Raw genomic sequence first — 16,865 nt, forward strand, 5'->3', positions numbered from 1 at the left:
TCATCCTTTCTTATTGTTTGATTCGTCCGGCTCCGGCAAGGTGCTGTTGCCAGTAAGAGCCTGTCAGGTCTGCGTAGCTAATGGGATTTCCGGCATGGTACATCCGGTTATTTCCCACATACAGCCCCACATGGGTAATGTAGGTTCCGGCATTGTAGGTGGAGTGGAAAAAGACCAAATCCCCTGCTTTTGCTTCGGACAGGGGGATGTGCTGCGTTACATTGTACTGTTCCTGTGCTGTCCGTGGCAGGGCGATTCCAGCCTTGCCATAGCACCACTGCACCAGTCCTGAACAGTCAAAGGAAGTGGAGGGGGAATCGCCCCCGTACACATACGTCCATCCCTCATACTTTAAGGCTTCCTCCATGATAGCCTGCACCGTTTCATCGTCAAAATGTGCCACGGTCAGGTATTGCGATACCAAGAGGACATAGAACATATTTCCATAGGAATACCGCCAGCCCCCGTTTTTCTCTACGGCAACAGGGTTGGTGTAGGTGACTTTCTTTCCGCCGGATTTGTCCCTTGCGAAGCTCTCTGCCAGTTCAAAAGTGTACTTTTTCCCACGTCCTGCCACATAGTCTAGGAAGCCGCCGCCGTAGTTGTAGGATTGAATCACACTGTTTAAGTCACAGCTCTTTGTTTCCGCCGCTGCGAGCAGTTCCGAGAAATATTTGCAGCCCTGTTTGATGGATTCCTCTGTACTAAGGGAGTTTGGGGGAAGCCCCAGAGATTCCGAGGACTGCATAACGTCTTCCAGTGTGCCGCCGGATTCCACCTGAATGATGGCGAGCAGCACATTTAAGTATTCCTCTATGCCATATTCCCTTGCATACTTTTCCAGCATAGGCTTATGGGCGAGGACTTCCTGTGATACGCTCACGCCCCCATAGATAAGGTTTCCGCCGCTTCCTCCGTCTTCCTCATCCGAGAAGACAATCACCACCAAAAGGAGCAGGGAGAACATCATCACGAACACGCCGGAACAGGCAAAGAAAAGGTGTCTTAACTTCATGGTTTCTCCCCTTTCTTCTGTTTGGCAGCCGCTGTTACCGTTTTTGTCCACTCCTTTCTGGCGGTGGTACGCCGGATGGTAAAGTTTGATTCTTTTACCGCAGGGGTAATCCGTTTTCTTTCCAGTATCACAGGAGCCGTGTCGTTCTGGACAGGTCTTGCCGGACGGGGAGCAGTCGGTGTGACAGTTGGAGCCGTCTTTTGTCTTTCCTCTGGTTTGTCTGGGAAAGCCGGAGGGACTATCTGTCGTTCTGTCCTTACAGGCGGTGTCTGTTCACGGTGGATGGAAGCTGATTTTACCACCGGAACCGAAGCCCGTTCTGCCACAGCCCCCTCATAAGAAACCTGTCCCCATTCCCTGATGGATGGGGAAACTGGCTGCATGGCTGGTTTTCCTGTATGAGCGGTATCTGCATGATGTCGGAAATTTTCTGGCTGCTTTGCAGTAACAGGGCGTTCATGGACAGGAGCCGCCCCTTTGGATGTTTCGGAAGCTCTCTGTTGCGGTTGTTTTGCCTGTTCCAGTTCTGCCCTGCGTTCTGCAATCGTCTGTCTGCGGCTTTCTGCCTGTGCATTTCGTTGTTCCGCTCTGGCAGTTCGGGTCTGGGTCACGCTGGAAGTAAAATCCCGTACTCCCTCTGATACCTGTGTTTTCCCGTGGTAAAGGGCGTACTTTGCATTGACGGGCAAATCCTTTGCCTGCTCCCGAAGCTGTCCGGCAGTATCACTTATCTTATCTTTGGTATCTGCCACCGTACCTACCGCAGAGCCAGCCCGTTTCCATACGGATTCCTTTTCCGGTGCTGCCTGTCCGTCTGGTCTGCTGTGGTCTGCCTGCGTCCGTTTGGAAGAGCCGGAGCTGGAAGCAGTTCTCTGGTCTGAGCCAGCCTGTTTTCCTGCATGGTAGGCAGCCGTTCCAGCCCCAAGAGCTGCCACAGAACGTCCTAACTTATGCTGTAAACGGTGCATATGGGCGTGCATGAGCATACGGGGTCTTCGCATGATACGGCTCCCCATGCTTTGGGAATCCCCACTCTGTAAGGAGAACATCCCCATCAAATCCCCCAGCTTGAAATAAATTCCGGCAAAGGTCACTATCTGCAAGAACGCCGTCAGGAAGAACGGGTATTCCCCAGACAGGTTGTAGAGCATGGTGGAAATGCTGAACGCTACTGTGATAATCAGGGTGATTCCGGCTCTGGTAAGGATGGTATTGAACAGCTTTGTAATGGCACGTTTTGACATCCCCTCAAAAGAGGGAACCATGCTAAGGAGGAAGCTCACAGGCAGGAACATGGCGTAGATGATAAAAAGCACCTGTGAAAAAATCATTATCCCCGTGAGCAGGAATACAAAAACGGAGATACCGATATTGAACATGAACAGGAAGAAGACGGTTCCCAAGCGGTTGATGGTCTTTGTGATGGTAAGGTTGGTATTTTCCCTGTCTTCGATTTCCTCCACCACGATTTCTTCCCTGTCCTGCCCGTTGTTTTCGTCTGGACTGGTTGAGAGCAGGTGTTCCACACGGTCAGCCCCAATACTTTCCACATCCGAGTTGCCGTATTGCAGCAGGAGCCACGGCTGTTTGACCTGAATGGAAAACAGGCTGTCCCGTATCAAATTCACGCTGTCTTTTCCCTGGCTTTCCGAGTTTGGCAGCACAATCTTTGTGCCAAGGGTCAGGCTGGCATTGCTGATGTCTGCGGAAAATTCATTGATTTTCCCGATATAATCAGGAGCATAGGCGATAAAGGCAGCGGACAGCACGAACACCACCACGAAATTCACAACGGCATGGATGGCTTTTGTGGTTTCCCGTTTGATAAGCCCTGTGTAGGCAACGTAAATCCCCACCACCAGAATGAGAATCAACAGGAACCCGATATAAAATCCCTCCGAGGATAAGCCGCCTGTGGTAACGCCTGCAAGGGTCTGCATATTTTTCCCAATGGAATCCGCCGTAGAGGAAATGAAGTCCAGCGAGTAGGCTTCCTGAATCAGATACCCCGTGGCGTTGGAAAGGTACAGGCTGATTGTCCAGATAAAATTTGTGATGGCATACAGCCCGTACATCACCTGTTTTCCGATACCGTCCAGCCAGTTCCACGGGAGCCAGTCCCATCCGCTGTCTACATAAAAATCAAGCTGGTAGTTGTCCAGCGGATATTTGCTGTATTCGTTGGCAGCATCCACCGTATCATCCACCAGTCCGGCAGCGTGGGCGGCTGTGCCGAAGACTGTTAGCAGCAGGAGAATGAGCAGGAGTGCCAGAATCACTTTTCCTGCTATACTCCCGATTTTTTTAAAAGAGTTTTGTCCCTTTGTCCGGCAAGGGACAAGAGCTGTCCCCTGCTGGATGGGCTTTCTTATCTTCATTCCTCCACCTCTTTTCTTACGGGCGGTCTGGTATCAAAGGCATGGAACAGGTCTTCAAAGATAGGATGGAACTGTATCACGCCCACACGCCCGTACAAATCACTGATGAGGCACTGTCCGTTTTCCAAGTCACGGAGCCGCTTCTGGTTGTTTTCATCTTCGGAATCCACTCCGAAAAAGGCGAGGGTCTTTTTGATTTCGTTGATGTCCGTGGAACGGAACGCAAACTTCAAGCCCAGATTGTTTTTCAGTTTTTCATCCAGCAAATCGTCCGTGTTCTGAGTGACAAAATAAACGCCTGCGTTCATAGCACGTCCGGCACGAACCAGCTTCATAGAGAGGGTCTTGCCCTGTGCCACCTGTAAGAAGCTCCATGCTTCATCCAAATCCACAATCTTAAACACGCTGCGGTCGGTGTGGATGAAGTCGAGGGCAAAGGTGCTGATTACAATGAGCATTGCCACGGAAAGCAGCTCCATTGTGGTGTATTCTTCAAACGAGGTTTCCTTATCCGGCAGTACCAAATCCGCCACCTGAATGATATTGAGCTGCTTTTCAAGGCTGATGGACTGTGTGACATCCCCATCCGAAAAGAGCAGGTGTGCAAAGTCATAGTCCGTAAAGGATTCGATATGGTCGGCTATGCTGGTGCTGATGGTGGTTCCCTCCGCCCGTAGTTCCTCAATCACTTTGAAAAGCCCCCGTTCTTCACTGTTTGTCACCGCACGGATGGCTTTTCGAAGAACAGGGAACTTTTCCCCGTCACGGCTGGAAATGCCCGTTAAAAAAGTCAGGATGTCGATTGCCAGTGATTCGGAATCCTTTGGGTTCTCCATAATCACATATGGGTCGAGTAAGCCCCTGTTCTGTTCCTCCGAGGTCAGGTTTACGATATTGATTTCATGGGCGATTTCCGGCAGGGTTTCTTTCCAGCGTCCCCGTTCCGCTTTCGGGTCAACAATGAGAGCCTGTGCCCCAAACAATACGGAATAATAGACAATCATGTTGTTACTGAATGATTTTCCACCGCCGAGGGAGCCGACAAAAGCGGCAGCAAGGGCGTTGGTGACGGAGCCTTTTACCCCCTGACTGGCAAGGGCAGGCTTTAAGTACACGTTTCTTCCTGTATCAAGACTGTACCCGATATAAATACCCTCCGTTTCTCCTAACATCTGGGTTGCCCCGAAGCCAAGACCAGCGAGGAAGTCGCTGGTGACATACTGGATGTAATCGTTCAGATACCGTTTGCTGGCAGGGAGAAATTCCCCATGCAGCCCCAGCATATCCCCAAAGGGGCGAACCAGTTTCACGTTCAAATCGTCATAAAAATCTTTCACCTCATTGCAGCGGCGTTTCAGTTCTTCCAAGTCGGGAGCCGTCACACGAACCACATAGGACAGCTTATACATGGATTCCTTGCTCTGGTCTAAGGTGGATTCCAGCTCATTCACGCTGTCTAAAGCGTCCACCACGTTTGTACTGGTTTCGCTGTCATTCTGCCATGCGTGGTTGTCCAAATCTTTCAGCTCTTTTTTCTTGTTCCGCACCGTGGAGAGGGCTTTCCGGTTTGTCACAATCTCCACATTCATAGAGGTATCAATGGGAAAGGTGAATTGCTGCTGCTGATAGTAAAAGATTTCCGAGGATGGGAAGTCCAGTTCCCCAACAATGCTGTTGATGGTAAAGTAGGCAGCATAGACTGTCCCGTCTTCCTGTTCGATTTTCAGATACCGCTGGTTTTCCTCTATCAGACAACGGGTGGGTTTGATGAGGTCATAGTATTTCACCAGCGTTTCCTCCTGAAACCGTTTTTTCGGAAGATAATACTCATAATCTTCGTAGGCGGTTCCGGTCTGCCCGTATAAATGTTCAATCAGATAGCCGAAATCGTCCTTATCAAGCCGCCGTACTTTGAAACGGCGTGAGATTTTATTTTCCAGTAGTTTTTCCATCTTCTGAAACCGCCAGATTTCTTCATTGCTCATGGAAACAAAATCCCCCATGAGCTTGTGGTTGACTTCATGGAGGAAGTCGGAAACAGCAGTCTTTGCTTCCCTGCGGAACTGTTTCATGGTGACTTCCTGCTCATTGACAAGCAGCTTAAAGCCGATAAAAAAGCGGTAGTCCACCTGATTTTCCCCTATCATGGAAATCAGGGCTTCGGTCTGTGCGTCAATCTTTGCACAGGCAACGTCTTTTAACTTGCCTGTCACTTCCTGTTTGGAGCGTTCCTGTGCCGCCCGTATGCTGGATTCCGTGCTGATTTGCAGGGCGTGAATCTTCCCGTCCCTGTTCTGGGCGATAAGCTGCCGGAACGAATCGTGTACCTGATACTTCTGTTCAGGGCTTAAAAAGGAATAGTTGTAGGGAAGCAGCTCATAGTAAGCAAAGCACTCCCCGTCATGGTTGAACACAAGGTTATTTTCGATATACTTAATCGGATATGCCATAAATATCACTCCTTACTGCCGTTATGGGCTGTGCCGGATATTCCTTTTCCAGCTTCACGGGCTTTCCTGCATACGTTAGTTTCGGGCGTACCAGATATGCCAGTACGGATTTCAGGAAGCCGTAAGGCTTCTTTCCGTCAAAAGTCTTCTGGCACATGAACCAAGTGAGGGCAAAGGGTACGCCGAAATATTTTAAAAATGCCCCGTCAATGAACGAAAGAGGAGGGAGGTTCCCCAAGAGCATAACTGCAAATACCGATACCACGAACCACGCCATCTGTGTGAACGTGATGGGGAATGGCAGCTTAAAATCATTGATGGAATAGAGTACCTTTTCCACCGACCAGATACTGGTATAGCTTCGTATTTTCTTCATGTTGTCCGTCCTTTCTAAAAGATGGGGCAGCAAAAGCCGCCCCTGAATAAAAAATCCGCCTGCATTTCCTGAAAGAGATACAGACGGGTCTATCGTATGATTTCATATACGCCGTGGTTCGTGACAATAAAGGTTCCCTCCAATTCCATGTCACGCCCATAGGCAGCATAGTCGATATAGTTTTGTAAGTGTGCCGGAAGTTCCCCAAGCTGTCCGCTTTCTTCCAGATAGTAGCGAGCCACATCCGCCATATCATCACAGCCGGAATGGCAGATAATATCGTCTTCATGCTCACAGAGTTCTTCGATACTGCCAAAGTAGGATTGCAGCTCTGATAGTTCCTCCTGAATGTACTCCGGTAAGTCCTCCACCATTTCACACAGGCGGTTGACTTCCTCAATGGGGGTATATTCGTCAATCTCAAAGGGCAGCTCATAATCATGGATGGCGTATTCCTCATATTCATCATTCAAACCGATACGCTCTTTGACTTCCTCAAAGTCCACAAGCGGCGTGAACCATGCCCCGACCAGTTCGCCCTCATTGTATTTTCCTAAGTTGGCAATGTAAATCCGCATTTCTTCCACAGTGTCACCTCCATTCTCTGTCATGCTCCTTTTGGGGAGTTACGCTCCCCAAGCCCCTAGTGGACTTCCGCCATGAAGCAATCAGAGCTTGCTCCATAACGGAAGTGTAAAATGGGTTTCCTATGCACCGATAATCTTATTGAACAGTTCCAGTAAGATGTCCTTTACACCGTCCGCATTGAAGACCAGACCAACCGCTACAAGGGACACCACCAGAAAGCCGATAAGTTTGGAAAATTCCCTCTTAAATCCGAGGTACAGTCCAATCACCACGATTGCCAGCAGCACAAGGGACTGGGCGTTGGATAAAAACCAGTTGTAAAGATTCTGTCCGAAATTCATAAAAGCTCCTTTCTTTCCTGTAAGAGTTCTTAGGTTCCAAGATTGCCGCCGTTAAACCACTACCTCCTTTGCAGCGGCGCTGCTTCAGGATTTTTTCGTGCTTCTCCGTCAGTTTTGCATGGGTGATGATGTCATGGACAATCTGGGTGTGGTTCATCTTATCCAGACGGAGAGCCAGCTTTAACGTGGGGGCTACCTGATGGGAGAGCCAGTGCAGGGTACGTTCAAAGGAATAGGGTTCCGGTTTGGTTGTCAGTTTCAGGCTTCCCCTATGTTCCCCTATAAACCACGCCCATTCCTCACTGATACGCCAGTCAGAACGGGGCTTCGTATCGTCCCTGTCCACGAACCGGACATAGCGGTTGATGATTTGAAAGGCTGTCCGTTCTGGATTGTCATGTTCTAACAGGTCACGGATGGCGTAAAAGGCACGCTCATTTTTCAGCCGGATTTCAAAGCGGTTCTTTACCTCTGCGTCCGCAATGGGAATATCATGCTTTTTGTACTGCTCATAGTCTTTTTCATAAATGCAGAAGTACACCTCACTTTGGAGGGAGCCGATATACAGGGTGTTCCCCATACATTCTTTTTCTTCACGCCGTACCAGTTCGCCGCTGCGGTAGCTTTTGAAGCTGCGAAAAACCGAGATACATTCTTCATTCCGGCACTTCTCTGTCAGATGGGGAATGTTCAGGATTCCCGTTTTGTCATTGATGGCGAGGTCAAGCCGTTTCATCACGCCGTCCTCCATGAGAACGTCCATAAAAAATTCATACCAGCTCCGTTCCTGTGCCAGCAGATAGCTTTCAAACTGGCGGCAGCCACGCCCTTTCAGTTCCAGCAGCACCCCTTTTTCCAGTTCCGGCGATACCAGAACGAAAATATCCCCCAGATAGTAATGCTCTGTGTAAGAATAGAAGCCGTAGTCTTCATGGATAAAGTAAGGGAGTTTTAACCTCAGCACGTCTTCCACGATATGCTTCACATCCGTAGTGGGGAAGCGAATCCGCACATAGTCAAAGAGCATTTCAAGGGGATTGTCTGGATTGAAGCGTTCCAGAGCTTCCGTGATGGTTTCCTGTAATGCTTCGGATGGGTGAGCCTTGCCCGTTTCAATATCGCTCAGGTACGGACGGGTGATTCCGGCAGCTAGGGCAAGTTTTTGTTGTGAGATACCGTAAACTTCCCGTTTTTCTTTGATGTCCCGTACCCATGTTTCTTCATTCAGTGAAAATCCCTCCTGTCTAAAAAAGCGTATGTCAACTTTCAGAGCCTTGTTGACACACGCCGGATATGGGAAAATCCCTTGTGTACCGTGGGATTCTGCCCTGTTGTTTGATTGTTGCCTGTCGATTTGTACCCCTCTGTTAGATACGAGGGGTTTATGCTGGCGTGCCTTGCGGCACACCAGCCACAGCAGGTCAGTCCGTTTCTGCGGCTTTCGCTTCGCACGCCGCCTGCACTCCCTGCCTGCTGTCTGTCAGCTTTTTAATTTCTTTGAGGAAATCGTGTCCTTTTGGTACAAGGGGCGTGTAAAACTCCGAGATAACGCTGGTTCCCACATCCACATAGCCACGCCCTTTTATCTGCTTTAGAAAGAAGTCCTTTGTGGTTTCCCCGAACATCATCCCATAGCCCATTTCCGACATCCGCCCCAGAGCCACACGAAAATTAAACTGGTCACGGATTCCATCCCCCAGATACTTTGCGTCCGGACGCTGGCAGGCGAGAATCAGGAAGAAGCCTGCCTGCCGCCCAAGCATAACGATTTGTTTTAACTTGTTGAGGACAGCGGCGTTTTCCTTTGTGCCGAGCATTTCCATAAATGCCACATATTCATCAAAGATAAGGAAATTTGCCGGAAGTCCCAAGTAAGCGTAGTTTTCCCCTGTCCGGTAATTCTCCATGAGCTTCATGTCTTCGCTGCGTTTCATCATTTCTTCATAGAAACGGTCAATGCAGGCGAGCATATCTTCCTTTTTGTAGTACACATCCGGCATAACCGCCTGTAAATCCGCAAGGTCAGCGTTCTTCGGGTCTAGCACGAATAGGACGGCGTTGGTGCGGAGCAGGGCTTCAATGAGGGTCAGGATAAAGTAGGTCTTTCCGCCGCCGGTTCCTCCGGCAATGAGCATATGGGGGAGCTTATCATACTCCCACCAGACATTTTCCATAAGCCGGAGCCTGCCGTCCTTTGCCTGTACATCCTCAATGGAAATACGGTTGGCAATGGTATCATAGAGCAGGGTGTACTCCACATAGGAATCCTTTAATTCCTTATCCGTCAGCTCACAGTACAAGCCGCTTTCCAGCTTTCTCTCCAAGTTTAAGAGCTGTTCCTGATATTTTCCCAAGGTGATTTCCACACGGATATGGAGCAAGCCCTGTTTCATCCGGTAGTAGATTTTGGGAAAGTAAGTGATGGTTTCTTTGGAACGGCTGGAAGACAAGTCCTTGAAAAAAGCGTCTTCCTTTCTCTGTTCCGATTCATACCACTTGTTTTCCAATACCATCCTTGCCAGCTTTTGGCGGTGGATGAGTTGCTTTACTTCGTCCCTGCGGTATCGCCAGAACAGAAGAACGGCTATAAGACACACCAGCCCTGCCACGCCCATGCTGAATAACAGGTAAGGGATATTTACATCCTGTACTATCTGGGAGAGGGACACTTCCTGCCAGTTGGTTCCGGCAATCTGCCGGATATGAAACAGCAGGACAACCAGCAGGAAGACAGGGAACAGGGCGGCAAGGGCAGTATGGAACACAAGGTCTTTATCCGTGGGGCGGATACGTTTTCCACGGGGGAAAAGCTGCTTCATGGGAACAATCCTCCTTTCGCTTTCTTCTTATATTCCTGTTATTTTACAGAGGGAGCGTCTTTCTTCGGCGTCTGAGGATTCATGGCAGCCCCTTTTTTCAGGACAATATCCTCCGCCTTGATGTACCAGTCCACCTCCGCCCCCTGAAAGGTAGCCGTTGCCACGGTATCTGCCACAGGATTGATAAGTTCTACCTCTGCGTTGTAATCGAACTCCTTTAACGGCACGCTGGCAGGGATGGAAACCTGAATCATACGTCCCTGTCCTCTGGATTTTAAGTCATAGGTACGCTCCTTGATTTCTTCTGATACCGAGCCGTCTTCATTCTGGAGGTGAACCTCACGGCGGAGGGCAGAAAATTTCAATGCCCCGAAAGTTGCTTCCTTGTCAATCACGATTCCGTTTGCTAATCTCATAGTCTGATGTCCTCCTTTTCCTTACGCTTTTACCATATCGTCAGCGTGCAAAATGTAGTTGGTAAAGCCCCTTGTGCCGATTTTATAGCCCTCTGCGGTGATACGGGGATTGACGAGCTTTACACGTTCTTCAAAGTCAAAAGGTTTCTCTCCGGCTTCGGCAGGGAGGATAACCACAATATCATCCGCCCTCTGTACGTCTGAATAAAGATTGAAGCTGCGAGAGAGTACCGTCATGCGTCCGTTGATTCTTCTCTGTTCTGTCTTGTCTTCTCCGGCAAACTCCAAGTTGCCGAATGTTTTTTCCATGTTGGGGATAACGAATTTTAATTCCATATAGATGTACCTGTCCTTTCTGAATGTTGTGTTTAGTCGGTTTCGGGTTCTGGTCTGGAAGCGGAGGGGAACGCTCCGGCGGTGGTGATTTCTTCGTGGTATCACATCCTTTCTGGTTTTAGGGTAAAAAAATAGACGCTCAGTTTTGAACGTCTATCAAAAAGTTTATAAAATAGTTGCTTCGTCAATATTCTTTAAAATTTCTTCTTGCAATAAAGATAATATTTCGAAAATTCTGATATATAGAGGTTGATAATCTTTTGTTTCAATTTCATGATTTAATATGTCGCAGATATTTGCAAGGTGTTCATACTCAAAATTAATAACTTCTAAACCAATTTCTTGTTCCGGTGACAAGCCGAAACTATCTTTAGAATTTCCATATTCATTTATTTCACACCATATATCAAAAATATCTTTCTCAGACGAATAAGACATATCACTTGTAAAGGAATTGCTATAAGGTGGGTCACCCATAAAAAAAACAATATGTGCAATTTGACCGTACCAGATTATCTGGCGATGTGTTAATAAAACTGTTTTTATTTCTTCAAATAAAGATTTTTTAGTAGTAATAGCACAGTCAATACAGTTGTTGATTTTATACATTGGAAAGCTTTCAATCATGGAAGAATATTGCTTGCAAAAAATATCAATTATGGCGGAAATATCACTATTTATCTGATTTTCATAATTATTTATGGCATCTTCTAGTAGTTTTAAAATATTTCGAGTTCTTTCGTAAAAGTAAATTCTATTATTAGCTTGTAAATATTTTAAAAGTTGTATAGTTTCTGATTCACAGCTTTTTTCTCCTGTAAAGGAAACAAGAGCATTCTCATTTTTACTCAGTTCAGATACTTTGTTTTGAAGATTTTCTATTGCTATGGAGCAAGGTATCCAATATTCATCCCGTGCTCTTATTTGAGCATTTACTTTTGCTTCGTTTTTTTTGCTGGATACAGTGACATAGTAAGTTATATAGGCACCTAAGATTGTAGAAAGCATGGGCAAAATTTTGTCAATAAGTGCATAAAGATTTTCCATTAGTTTTTCTCCTTTGCATAATAGACTGTAAGATATAGTATAGGATATAACTATTATAAAATAAAGAAGAATTTGTCTAATAAATACAATCTTTGAAAGATATACACAGTTAAGGTCTATATCAATGTTAATCGGTCTTTTAATACTTTAGAAAAATAGACACTCATTTCTGAACGTCTATAAAGAAAAGATATTGAGGTTTGCTTGTCTATCTTATAAAATCTGAATGTACTTCGATTGCATTTTTATTGCATTTTTTATTTTTTTTCATATAGATTTTAGTGGTTGATAGTTCCTGAAAATGCCTTAAAATCAATGATTTTCACTTATATGGCATACTGTCTGTCTGGAGTTTGAATAATCCACACAATCACGAGAAACCAGTATTCATGCGGGTTACAAACAAATTTGTTTAGTGATTGGCAACAAAATGGCAACATTTTGTGATTATTCAAGAGAGAAAAATTTTATTTCATAACGTATATAAAGAAACCTTACTGATTTTCAGAAGTAAAAAACTGAATATCGGTAAGGTTTTTCTTTTCTCTTATTTTTCTTTTTTAGTCAATTCTTTTACGAGGTAATCACTTAGTTCCTGAGATGGTACCTTGGCACGTTTCTGGTAAGTATCCAGTTCCGGGTACTTATATCTCCATTCATCATATTCTTCCTTGCTGATTTCACCGTTTTCCAATTTGTCAGCCTGTTCCATCCATGAACGAAGCATTTCATCAACAGATGAGCCGGGAGCAGATATGGAAGAGTCAAGGCAGATATGAGGCTGCCCTTCTACATTTCTTACCTTCAGACCATACATATCTTCCAGTGCAAATAGTGTATGCATCAGACCTATGTGAGTATCAATATCTGGAACTGTTAAAGCATGAGCATTGACATCGAAGATCTGAGACATTTGTTTTACAAGATCGATTTTAGGAACTCTGGCTTCAGATTCATACTGAGCCATGCGGACATCTGAGGTTTTTCCTTTGAATCCCAGTTGCTCTCCGAGTTGCTTTTGTGTCATGCCTTTGCGGTTGCGAAAAAATTTGATACGTTGTCCGATTGCCATTTTTGTTTGCCTCCTTATAGTGGTCATTCGTGTTGCCATAATTAATTGTGAAGAAAATAAAACAATTCTGTTTAGGTTCAGTATAGCATGAGCAATTTTAGATAGCAAGAAGAACTTAAACAAAAAAATTTAATATTCTTATAAAACTGCTTGACTTAAATTAAAATGTTTAGTATCATGCAAATGTAACGACTTAAACAAATTACGTTAAGATAGAGAGGAGAGATGCGATGTGACGAACAGAACTTTTATGACAGTAGAAGAAGTTGCAGCGGAACTGGGAGTTTCCAAGTCTTATGCTTATAAGATTGTCAAACAATTAAATGATGAATTACAGAAGCTGGGTTATCTTACGGTAGCTGGCAGAGTAAACACCAATTATTTCCGCAAAAAAGTATGTTACAGCGAAGTGTAAGAGAGAGGAGAATTTGTATGAGTATTTACAAAGATAATGTCACTGGGAAGTGGCGAGTGGTTTATCGGTATACCGACTGGACAGGGAAAACACACCAGTCGTCGAAAAGAGGATTTCCTACAAAACGAGAAGCGTTGATGTGGGAACGGGAGCTGTTACTGAAGAAAGAAGCAAAACTGGATATGATTTTTGAAAGCTTCTATGAGATTTATGTGGAGGATATGCAAAACCGAATTCGTGATAATACCTGGGGAACAAAAACAAATATCGCCAGAACCAAAATTCTTCCTTATTTCGGAAAGCGAAAGATAGGAGAAATTGAGCCAAGGGACATTATTGCATGGCAGAATGAACTGCTTGCGATTCGGCAACCAAACGGAAAGCCGTATTCATCCTCTTATCTGCAGAAAATTCACAGTCAGTTAAGTGCTATTTTCAACCATGCAGTCAATTTTTATCATCTTCCATCTAATCCGGCACAGAAAGCTGGAAATATGGGAAAAGAGGAACACCGGGAAATGCTGTTCTGGACAAAAGAAGAATATCTGAAATTTGCAGATGCAATGATGGACAAGCCTGTTTCCTATTATGCGTTTGAAATACTTTATTGGTGTGGGCTTCGCATGGGCGAGTTATTAGCACTTACACCAGCAGATTTCAATTTTGAAACGCATACACTACGGATTAACAAGTCCTATCAGAGACTGCACCGGGAAGATGTGATTACACCGCCAAAGACATTAAAAAGTAATCGAACCATTAAGATGCCGCAGTTTTTGTGTGATGAGATTCAGGATTATCTGAAAATGCTGTATGAGCAGAAAGAGGACGAACGGATTTTTATGATTTCCAAATCTTATCTCCATCATGAGATGGACAGAGGGGCGAAAGCTTCCGGGGTAAAGAGAATCCGGGTGCATGACTTGAGACACTCCCATGTATCATTGCTGATCAATATGGGATTTACTGTACTGGCAATCGCAGATCGAATGGGGCATGAAAGTATTGACATCACTTACCGATATGCGCATCTGTTCCCAAGTGAGCAGATACAAATGGCAGAACAACTGGATATTGAAAGGATGGAAAAATCAAATGGAAAAGAATCTGGACAGTAAGGGAAGATGGAGAAACAAGACAGTAGCTTTCCGGGTATCACCGGAAGAAGCAAAACAGATTGATGCATGTGTCCGATTGTCAGGACTTAGCAAGCAGGACTATATCACAAAACGGTTAACTGATCGGGAAATTGTGGTACAGGGAAATCCAAGAGTGTATAAAGCATTGCGAAATCAGATGGCAGAGATTTATGAAGAATTGAAACGTCTGGAAAAATGCAGTGAGGAAAACGAAGAGTTGCTGAGTACCCTGAGATTGGTCGCAGAGACATTGTATGGATTGAAAGGGGAAAATGAATGACAGCAAAAGAAAAAATGACTGCTCCGATTGCATCTGTTGGCGCAGATGTGGAACAGCCATTCAATAATAAATTAAACAACCAAAGTATAGCAGATTTGCCCGGTAAGGGCAATCTGCAAGCCACAAATAATGCGGAAAATACAGCAAAATCAGCAAATAAAAAGAATAAAGATGAACTGGAAACAGTTTCTATGATGGAATTGTATGATACGGCATATCCGCCAAAGTTGCCAATCGTAGATGGACTTTTGTATAACGGAACGTATCTGTTTGTAGGTTCACCCAAAATCGGAAAATCCTTTTTCATGGCACAGATCGGGTATCACATTAGCAAAGGGCTCCCGTTGTGGGGATTTCCAGTGAGACAGGGAACGGTTCTGTATCTGGCACTGGAAGACGATTATGCAAGGCTGCAGAAACGGTTATCACAGATGTTCGGAATGGAAGGTAGTGAAAATTTTTATTTTGCTACAAAATCCAAATCGCTCAATGACGGACTGGAAAGGCAGCTTGTAGAGTTTGTGACAGAGCATAAAGATGCAAGGTTGATTATCATTGATACTCTTCAGAAGGTTCGAGAGGTCGGTGGAGATAAATTCAGTTATGCCAGCGATTACGAGATTGTAACGAAGCTGAAAGCATTCAGTGATAAATATGGCATCTGTTTTCTGGTTGTGCATCATACAAGGAAAATGGAATCTTCCGACAGTTTTGATATGATTTCCGGCACGAATGGTCTGCTGGGAGCTGCGGATGGAGCGTTTGTTATGCAGAAAGAAAAGCGTACAGACAATAAAGCAGTTCTGGAAGTGGCAGGGCGTGACCAGCAGGATCAGAAACTATGGTTGAACTTTAACCGGGAGAGATGTGTCTGGGAACTTACCAAGACAGAAACAGAACTTTGGAAAGAACCAGAAGATCCATTATTGGAAAAAATCAAAGAACTTGTGACAGAAACTACGCCAGAGTGGGCAGGAACAGCAACAGAGCTTGTGGAAGTATTGCAGGTGGAAATGCAGCCGAATGCGTTATCACGAAAATTAAATGTCAGCCTGGAACGACTGATTCTGGAATATGGAATCCAGTATAAAGCAGAGCGGGGACACGACGGAAGAAAAATTAGATTAACCTTTGTCGGAAAACAAGCGTGACGATATGTGACGGTTGTGACGGTATTTTCTATAGTGTGACGGTAGTGAAAATATCGTCACTATCGTCACGACCGTCACGGAAAGGAAAAATATGGAGAGAAAAACGCAGGTACAGATACCAAAAGATTTGCTGCTGGCACTGTTTCAATACCATCTTGCCGGAAATGAAGATTATTTACCGGAAATTGAAAAAGCATTGATGGAAAAGCTGGACAGCATGGTAAAACGAGAACTTTATACAACCTTTAAAACAGCACCAACAGAGGAAGAACGAGAAAAGGCAAGACAAGAGTATTTGGATAAGTGCGGAATGCATGAGGACTTTCGTTGGTAAAGGTTCTGCTTGATTACCTAATGACAGGAGCGTGGCACGCACCTGTAGATAGCAGACAAGGAGAAGCCTGGAAGGTGAAGCCGGAAGTGTGATGGCGAACTGAAATGAGTAGACATTTTGATGGCATGAAAGCACGCCCTGAAACGGGGCTCCCTTCCCAAAAGGCGGTGTAAGAAAGGAGAACGACATAATGAGAGAAGGAAGATTAGGTTATAACTGTGAAAACGGCAGATACGGGTTATTGTCGATGGACTTATGGATTGATACAGGATTTCACTGTGGGGAATGCATGGAAGTACTGGTGGATGAGCATTGGGTACAGACAAGAATGGAAATGAATCTGGCGAGAGAATGGTATTTGGTAGGAACGCCATACTGCGGTGATCTGGAATATATCCGGGCGAGAATACCAGATTAAATCTGGCGGAAAATAGCAGAAAGCGAAACAGACAAACTGTAGTCAGAAAGAAAAATAGCACGGATACGAGCATAAAAACTGGGCGGATACGCCCAAGATGAAAAGCATAAGCCGGACAGTGGTTGTTACAGGCAGCATTTATCAAAGCCCTCGGCGTTTGAGAGCGAAATACACCCATCGCACAAATCAAAGATTTGTACTCAGGATATTTCGCCCTGCCGGGAGCTGTTCCGCCGACAGGCGGATAGTTCGTAAAAGGATGCCGATGCATCCACTCACAAATGATATGG

Annotated in this window: 17 protein-coding genes and 1 pseudogene; 6 read left to right on the plus strand and 12 right to left on the minus strand. The window is 45.5% G+C overall.

The genetic code is table 11. From position 1 onward, the window contains the following. Positions 1–10 precede the first annotated feature (10 nt). The 12 genes and pseudogenes from DW720_RS03555 to DW720_RS03615 all read right to left on the minus strand — a co-directional run bounded on the left by DW720_RS03555 (position 11) and on the right by DW720_RS03615 (position 12,838). Complete coding sequence (locus DW720_RS03555) at positions 11–1,015, minus strand: bifunctional lysozyme/C40 family peptidase (protein ID WP_118314493.1); 1,005 nt, start codon at positions 1,013–1,015, stop codon at positions 11–13. Further along, a complete protein-coding gene (locus DW720_RS03560) occupies positions 1,012–3,393 on the minus strand; it encodes a YtxH domain-containing protein (protein ID WP_118314494.1) in 2,382 nt (793 codons plus the stop codon). The genes DW720_RS03555 and DW720_RS03560 overlap by 4 nt, the downstream gene beginning before the upstream one ends. Then, positions 3,390–5,843 carry an ATP-binding protein gene (locus tag DW720_RS03565; protein WP_118314495.1) on the minus strand — a complete coding sequence of 818 codons (2,454 nt, stop codon included), beginning with the start codon at positions 5,841–5,843 and terminating at the stop codon, positions 3,390–3,392. The genes DW720_RS03560 and DW720_RS03565 overlap by 4 nt, the downstream gene beginning before the upstream one ends. Beyond that, positions 5,827–6,219 (minus strand): conjugal transfer protein, encoded by a 393-nt coding sequence (locus DW720_RS03570; RefSeq protein WP_005427021.1) that lies wholly within the window; start codon positions 6,217–6,219, stop codon positions 5,827–5,829. The genes DW720_RS03565 and DW720_RS03570 overlap by 17 nt, the downstream gene beginning before the upstream one ends. Before the next feature lie 89 nt (positions 6,220–6,308). Then, on the minus strand, positions 6,309–6,806 hold the full coding sequence (locus tag DW720_RS03575; RefSeq protein WP_118314507.1) for an antirestriction protein ArdA: 498 nt from the start codon (positions 6,804–6,806) through the stop codon (positions 6,309–6,311). 120 nt (positions 6,807–6,926) lie between these two features. Next, a complete protein-coding gene (locus tag DW720_RS03580; RefSeq protein WP_002570387.1) occupies positions 6,927–7,148 on the minus strand; it encodes a hypothetical protein in 222 nt (73 codons plus the stop codon). Between the two features lie 76 nt (positions 7,149–7,224). Next, positions 7,225–8,406, minus strand: a pseudogene (gene mobT / locus DW720_RS03585) (MobT family relaxase); the annotation flags it as partial. Between the two features lie 163 nt (positions 8,407–8,569). Next, entirely contained in the window at positions 8,570–9,967 is a 1,398-nt protein-coding gene (locus tag DW720_RS03595; RefSeq protein ID WP_118314496.1) for an FtsK/SpoIIIE domain-containing protein, read from the minus strand. Between the two features lie 38 nt (positions 9,968–10,005). Beyond that, on the minus strand, positions 10,006–10,383 hold the full coding sequence (locus DW720_RS03600) for a YdcP family protein (RefSeq protein WP_118314497.1): 378 nt from the start codon (positions 10,381–10,383) through the stop codon (positions 10,006–10,008). 21 nt (positions 10,384–10,404) lie between these two features. After that, positions 10,405–10,719 (minus strand): YdcP family protein, encoded by a 315-nt coding sequence (locus DW720_RS03605; RefSeq protein ID WP_107572124.1) that lies wholly within the window; start codon positions 10,717–10,719, stop codon positions 10,405–10,407. Positions 10,720–10,884: 165 nt separating this feature from the next. After that, on the minus strand, positions 10,885–11,766 hold the full coding sequence (locus DW720_RS03610; RefSeq protein WP_118314498.1) for a hypothetical protein: 882 nt from the start codon (positions 11,764–11,766) through the stop codon (positions 10,885–10,887). 547 nt (positions 11,767–12,313) lie between these two features. Continuing rightward, the gene (locus DW720_RS03615; protein ID WP_118749258.1) at positions 12,314–12,838 is read right to left on the minus strand and encodes a helix-turn-helix transcriptional regulator; all 525 of its coding nucleotides are present in this window, start codon (positions 12,836–12,838) and stop codon (positions 12,314–12,316) included. A 232-nt stretch (positions 12,839–13,070) separates the two neighbouring features. Between DW720_RS03615 and DW720_RS03620 the strand changes: the two genes are divergently transcribed. The 6 genes from DW720_RS03620 (at position 13,071) to DW720_RS03645 (ending at position 16,575) form a co-directional block, all read left to right on the plus strand. Further along, complete coding sequence (locus tag DW720_RS03620; protein WP_026650251.1) at positions 13,071–13,253, plus strand: transcriptional regulator; 183 nt, start codon at positions 13,071–13,073, stop codon at positions 13,251–13,253. 17 nt (positions 13,254–13,270) lie between these two features. Continuing rightward, the gene (locus tag DW720_RS03625) at positions 13,271–14,371 is read left to right on the plus strand and encodes a site-specific integrase (protein WP_118749259.1); all 1,101 of its coding nucleotides are present in this window, start codon (positions 13,271–13,273) and stop codon (positions 14,369–14,371) included. Beyond that, positions 14,349–14,672, plus strand: coding sequence for a mobilization protein (locus tag DW720_RS03630; RefSeq protein ID WP_118749260.1), 324 nt, complete (start codon positions 14,349–14,351; stop codon positions 14,670–14,672). The genes DW720_RS03625 and DW720_RS03630 overlap by 23 nt, the downstream gene beginning before the upstream one ends. After that, entirely contained in the window at positions 14,669–15,823 is a 1,155-nt protein-coding gene (locus tag DW720_RS03635) for an AAA family ATPase (RefSeq protein WP_118749261.1), read from the plus strand. The genes DW720_RS03630 and DW720_RS03635 overlap by 4 nt, the downstream gene beginning before the upstream one ends. Positions 15,824–15,914: 91 nt before the next feature. Further along, the gene (locus tag DW720_RS03640) at positions 15,915–16,157 is read left to right on the plus strand and encodes a complexin-2 (RefSeq protein ID WP_118749262.1); all 243 of its coding nucleotides are present in this window, start codon (positions 15,915–15,917) and stop codon (positions 16,155–16,157) included. A 190-nt stretch (positions 16,158–16,347) separates the two neighbouring features. Next, on the plus strand, positions 16,348–16,575 hold the full coding sequence (locus tag DW720_RS03645; RefSeq protein ID WP_118749263.1) for a DUF5348 domain-containing protein: 228 nt from the start codon (positions 16,348–16,350) through the stop codon (positions 16,573–16,575). Positions 16,576–16,865 lie beyond the last annotated feature (290 nt).

The sequence above is a fragment of the Clostridium sp. AM27-28 genome (assembly GCF_003480955.1).
GTDB classification, from domain to species: Bacteria; Bacillota; Clostridia; order Lachnospirales; family Lachnospiraceae; genus Otoolea; species Otoolea fessa.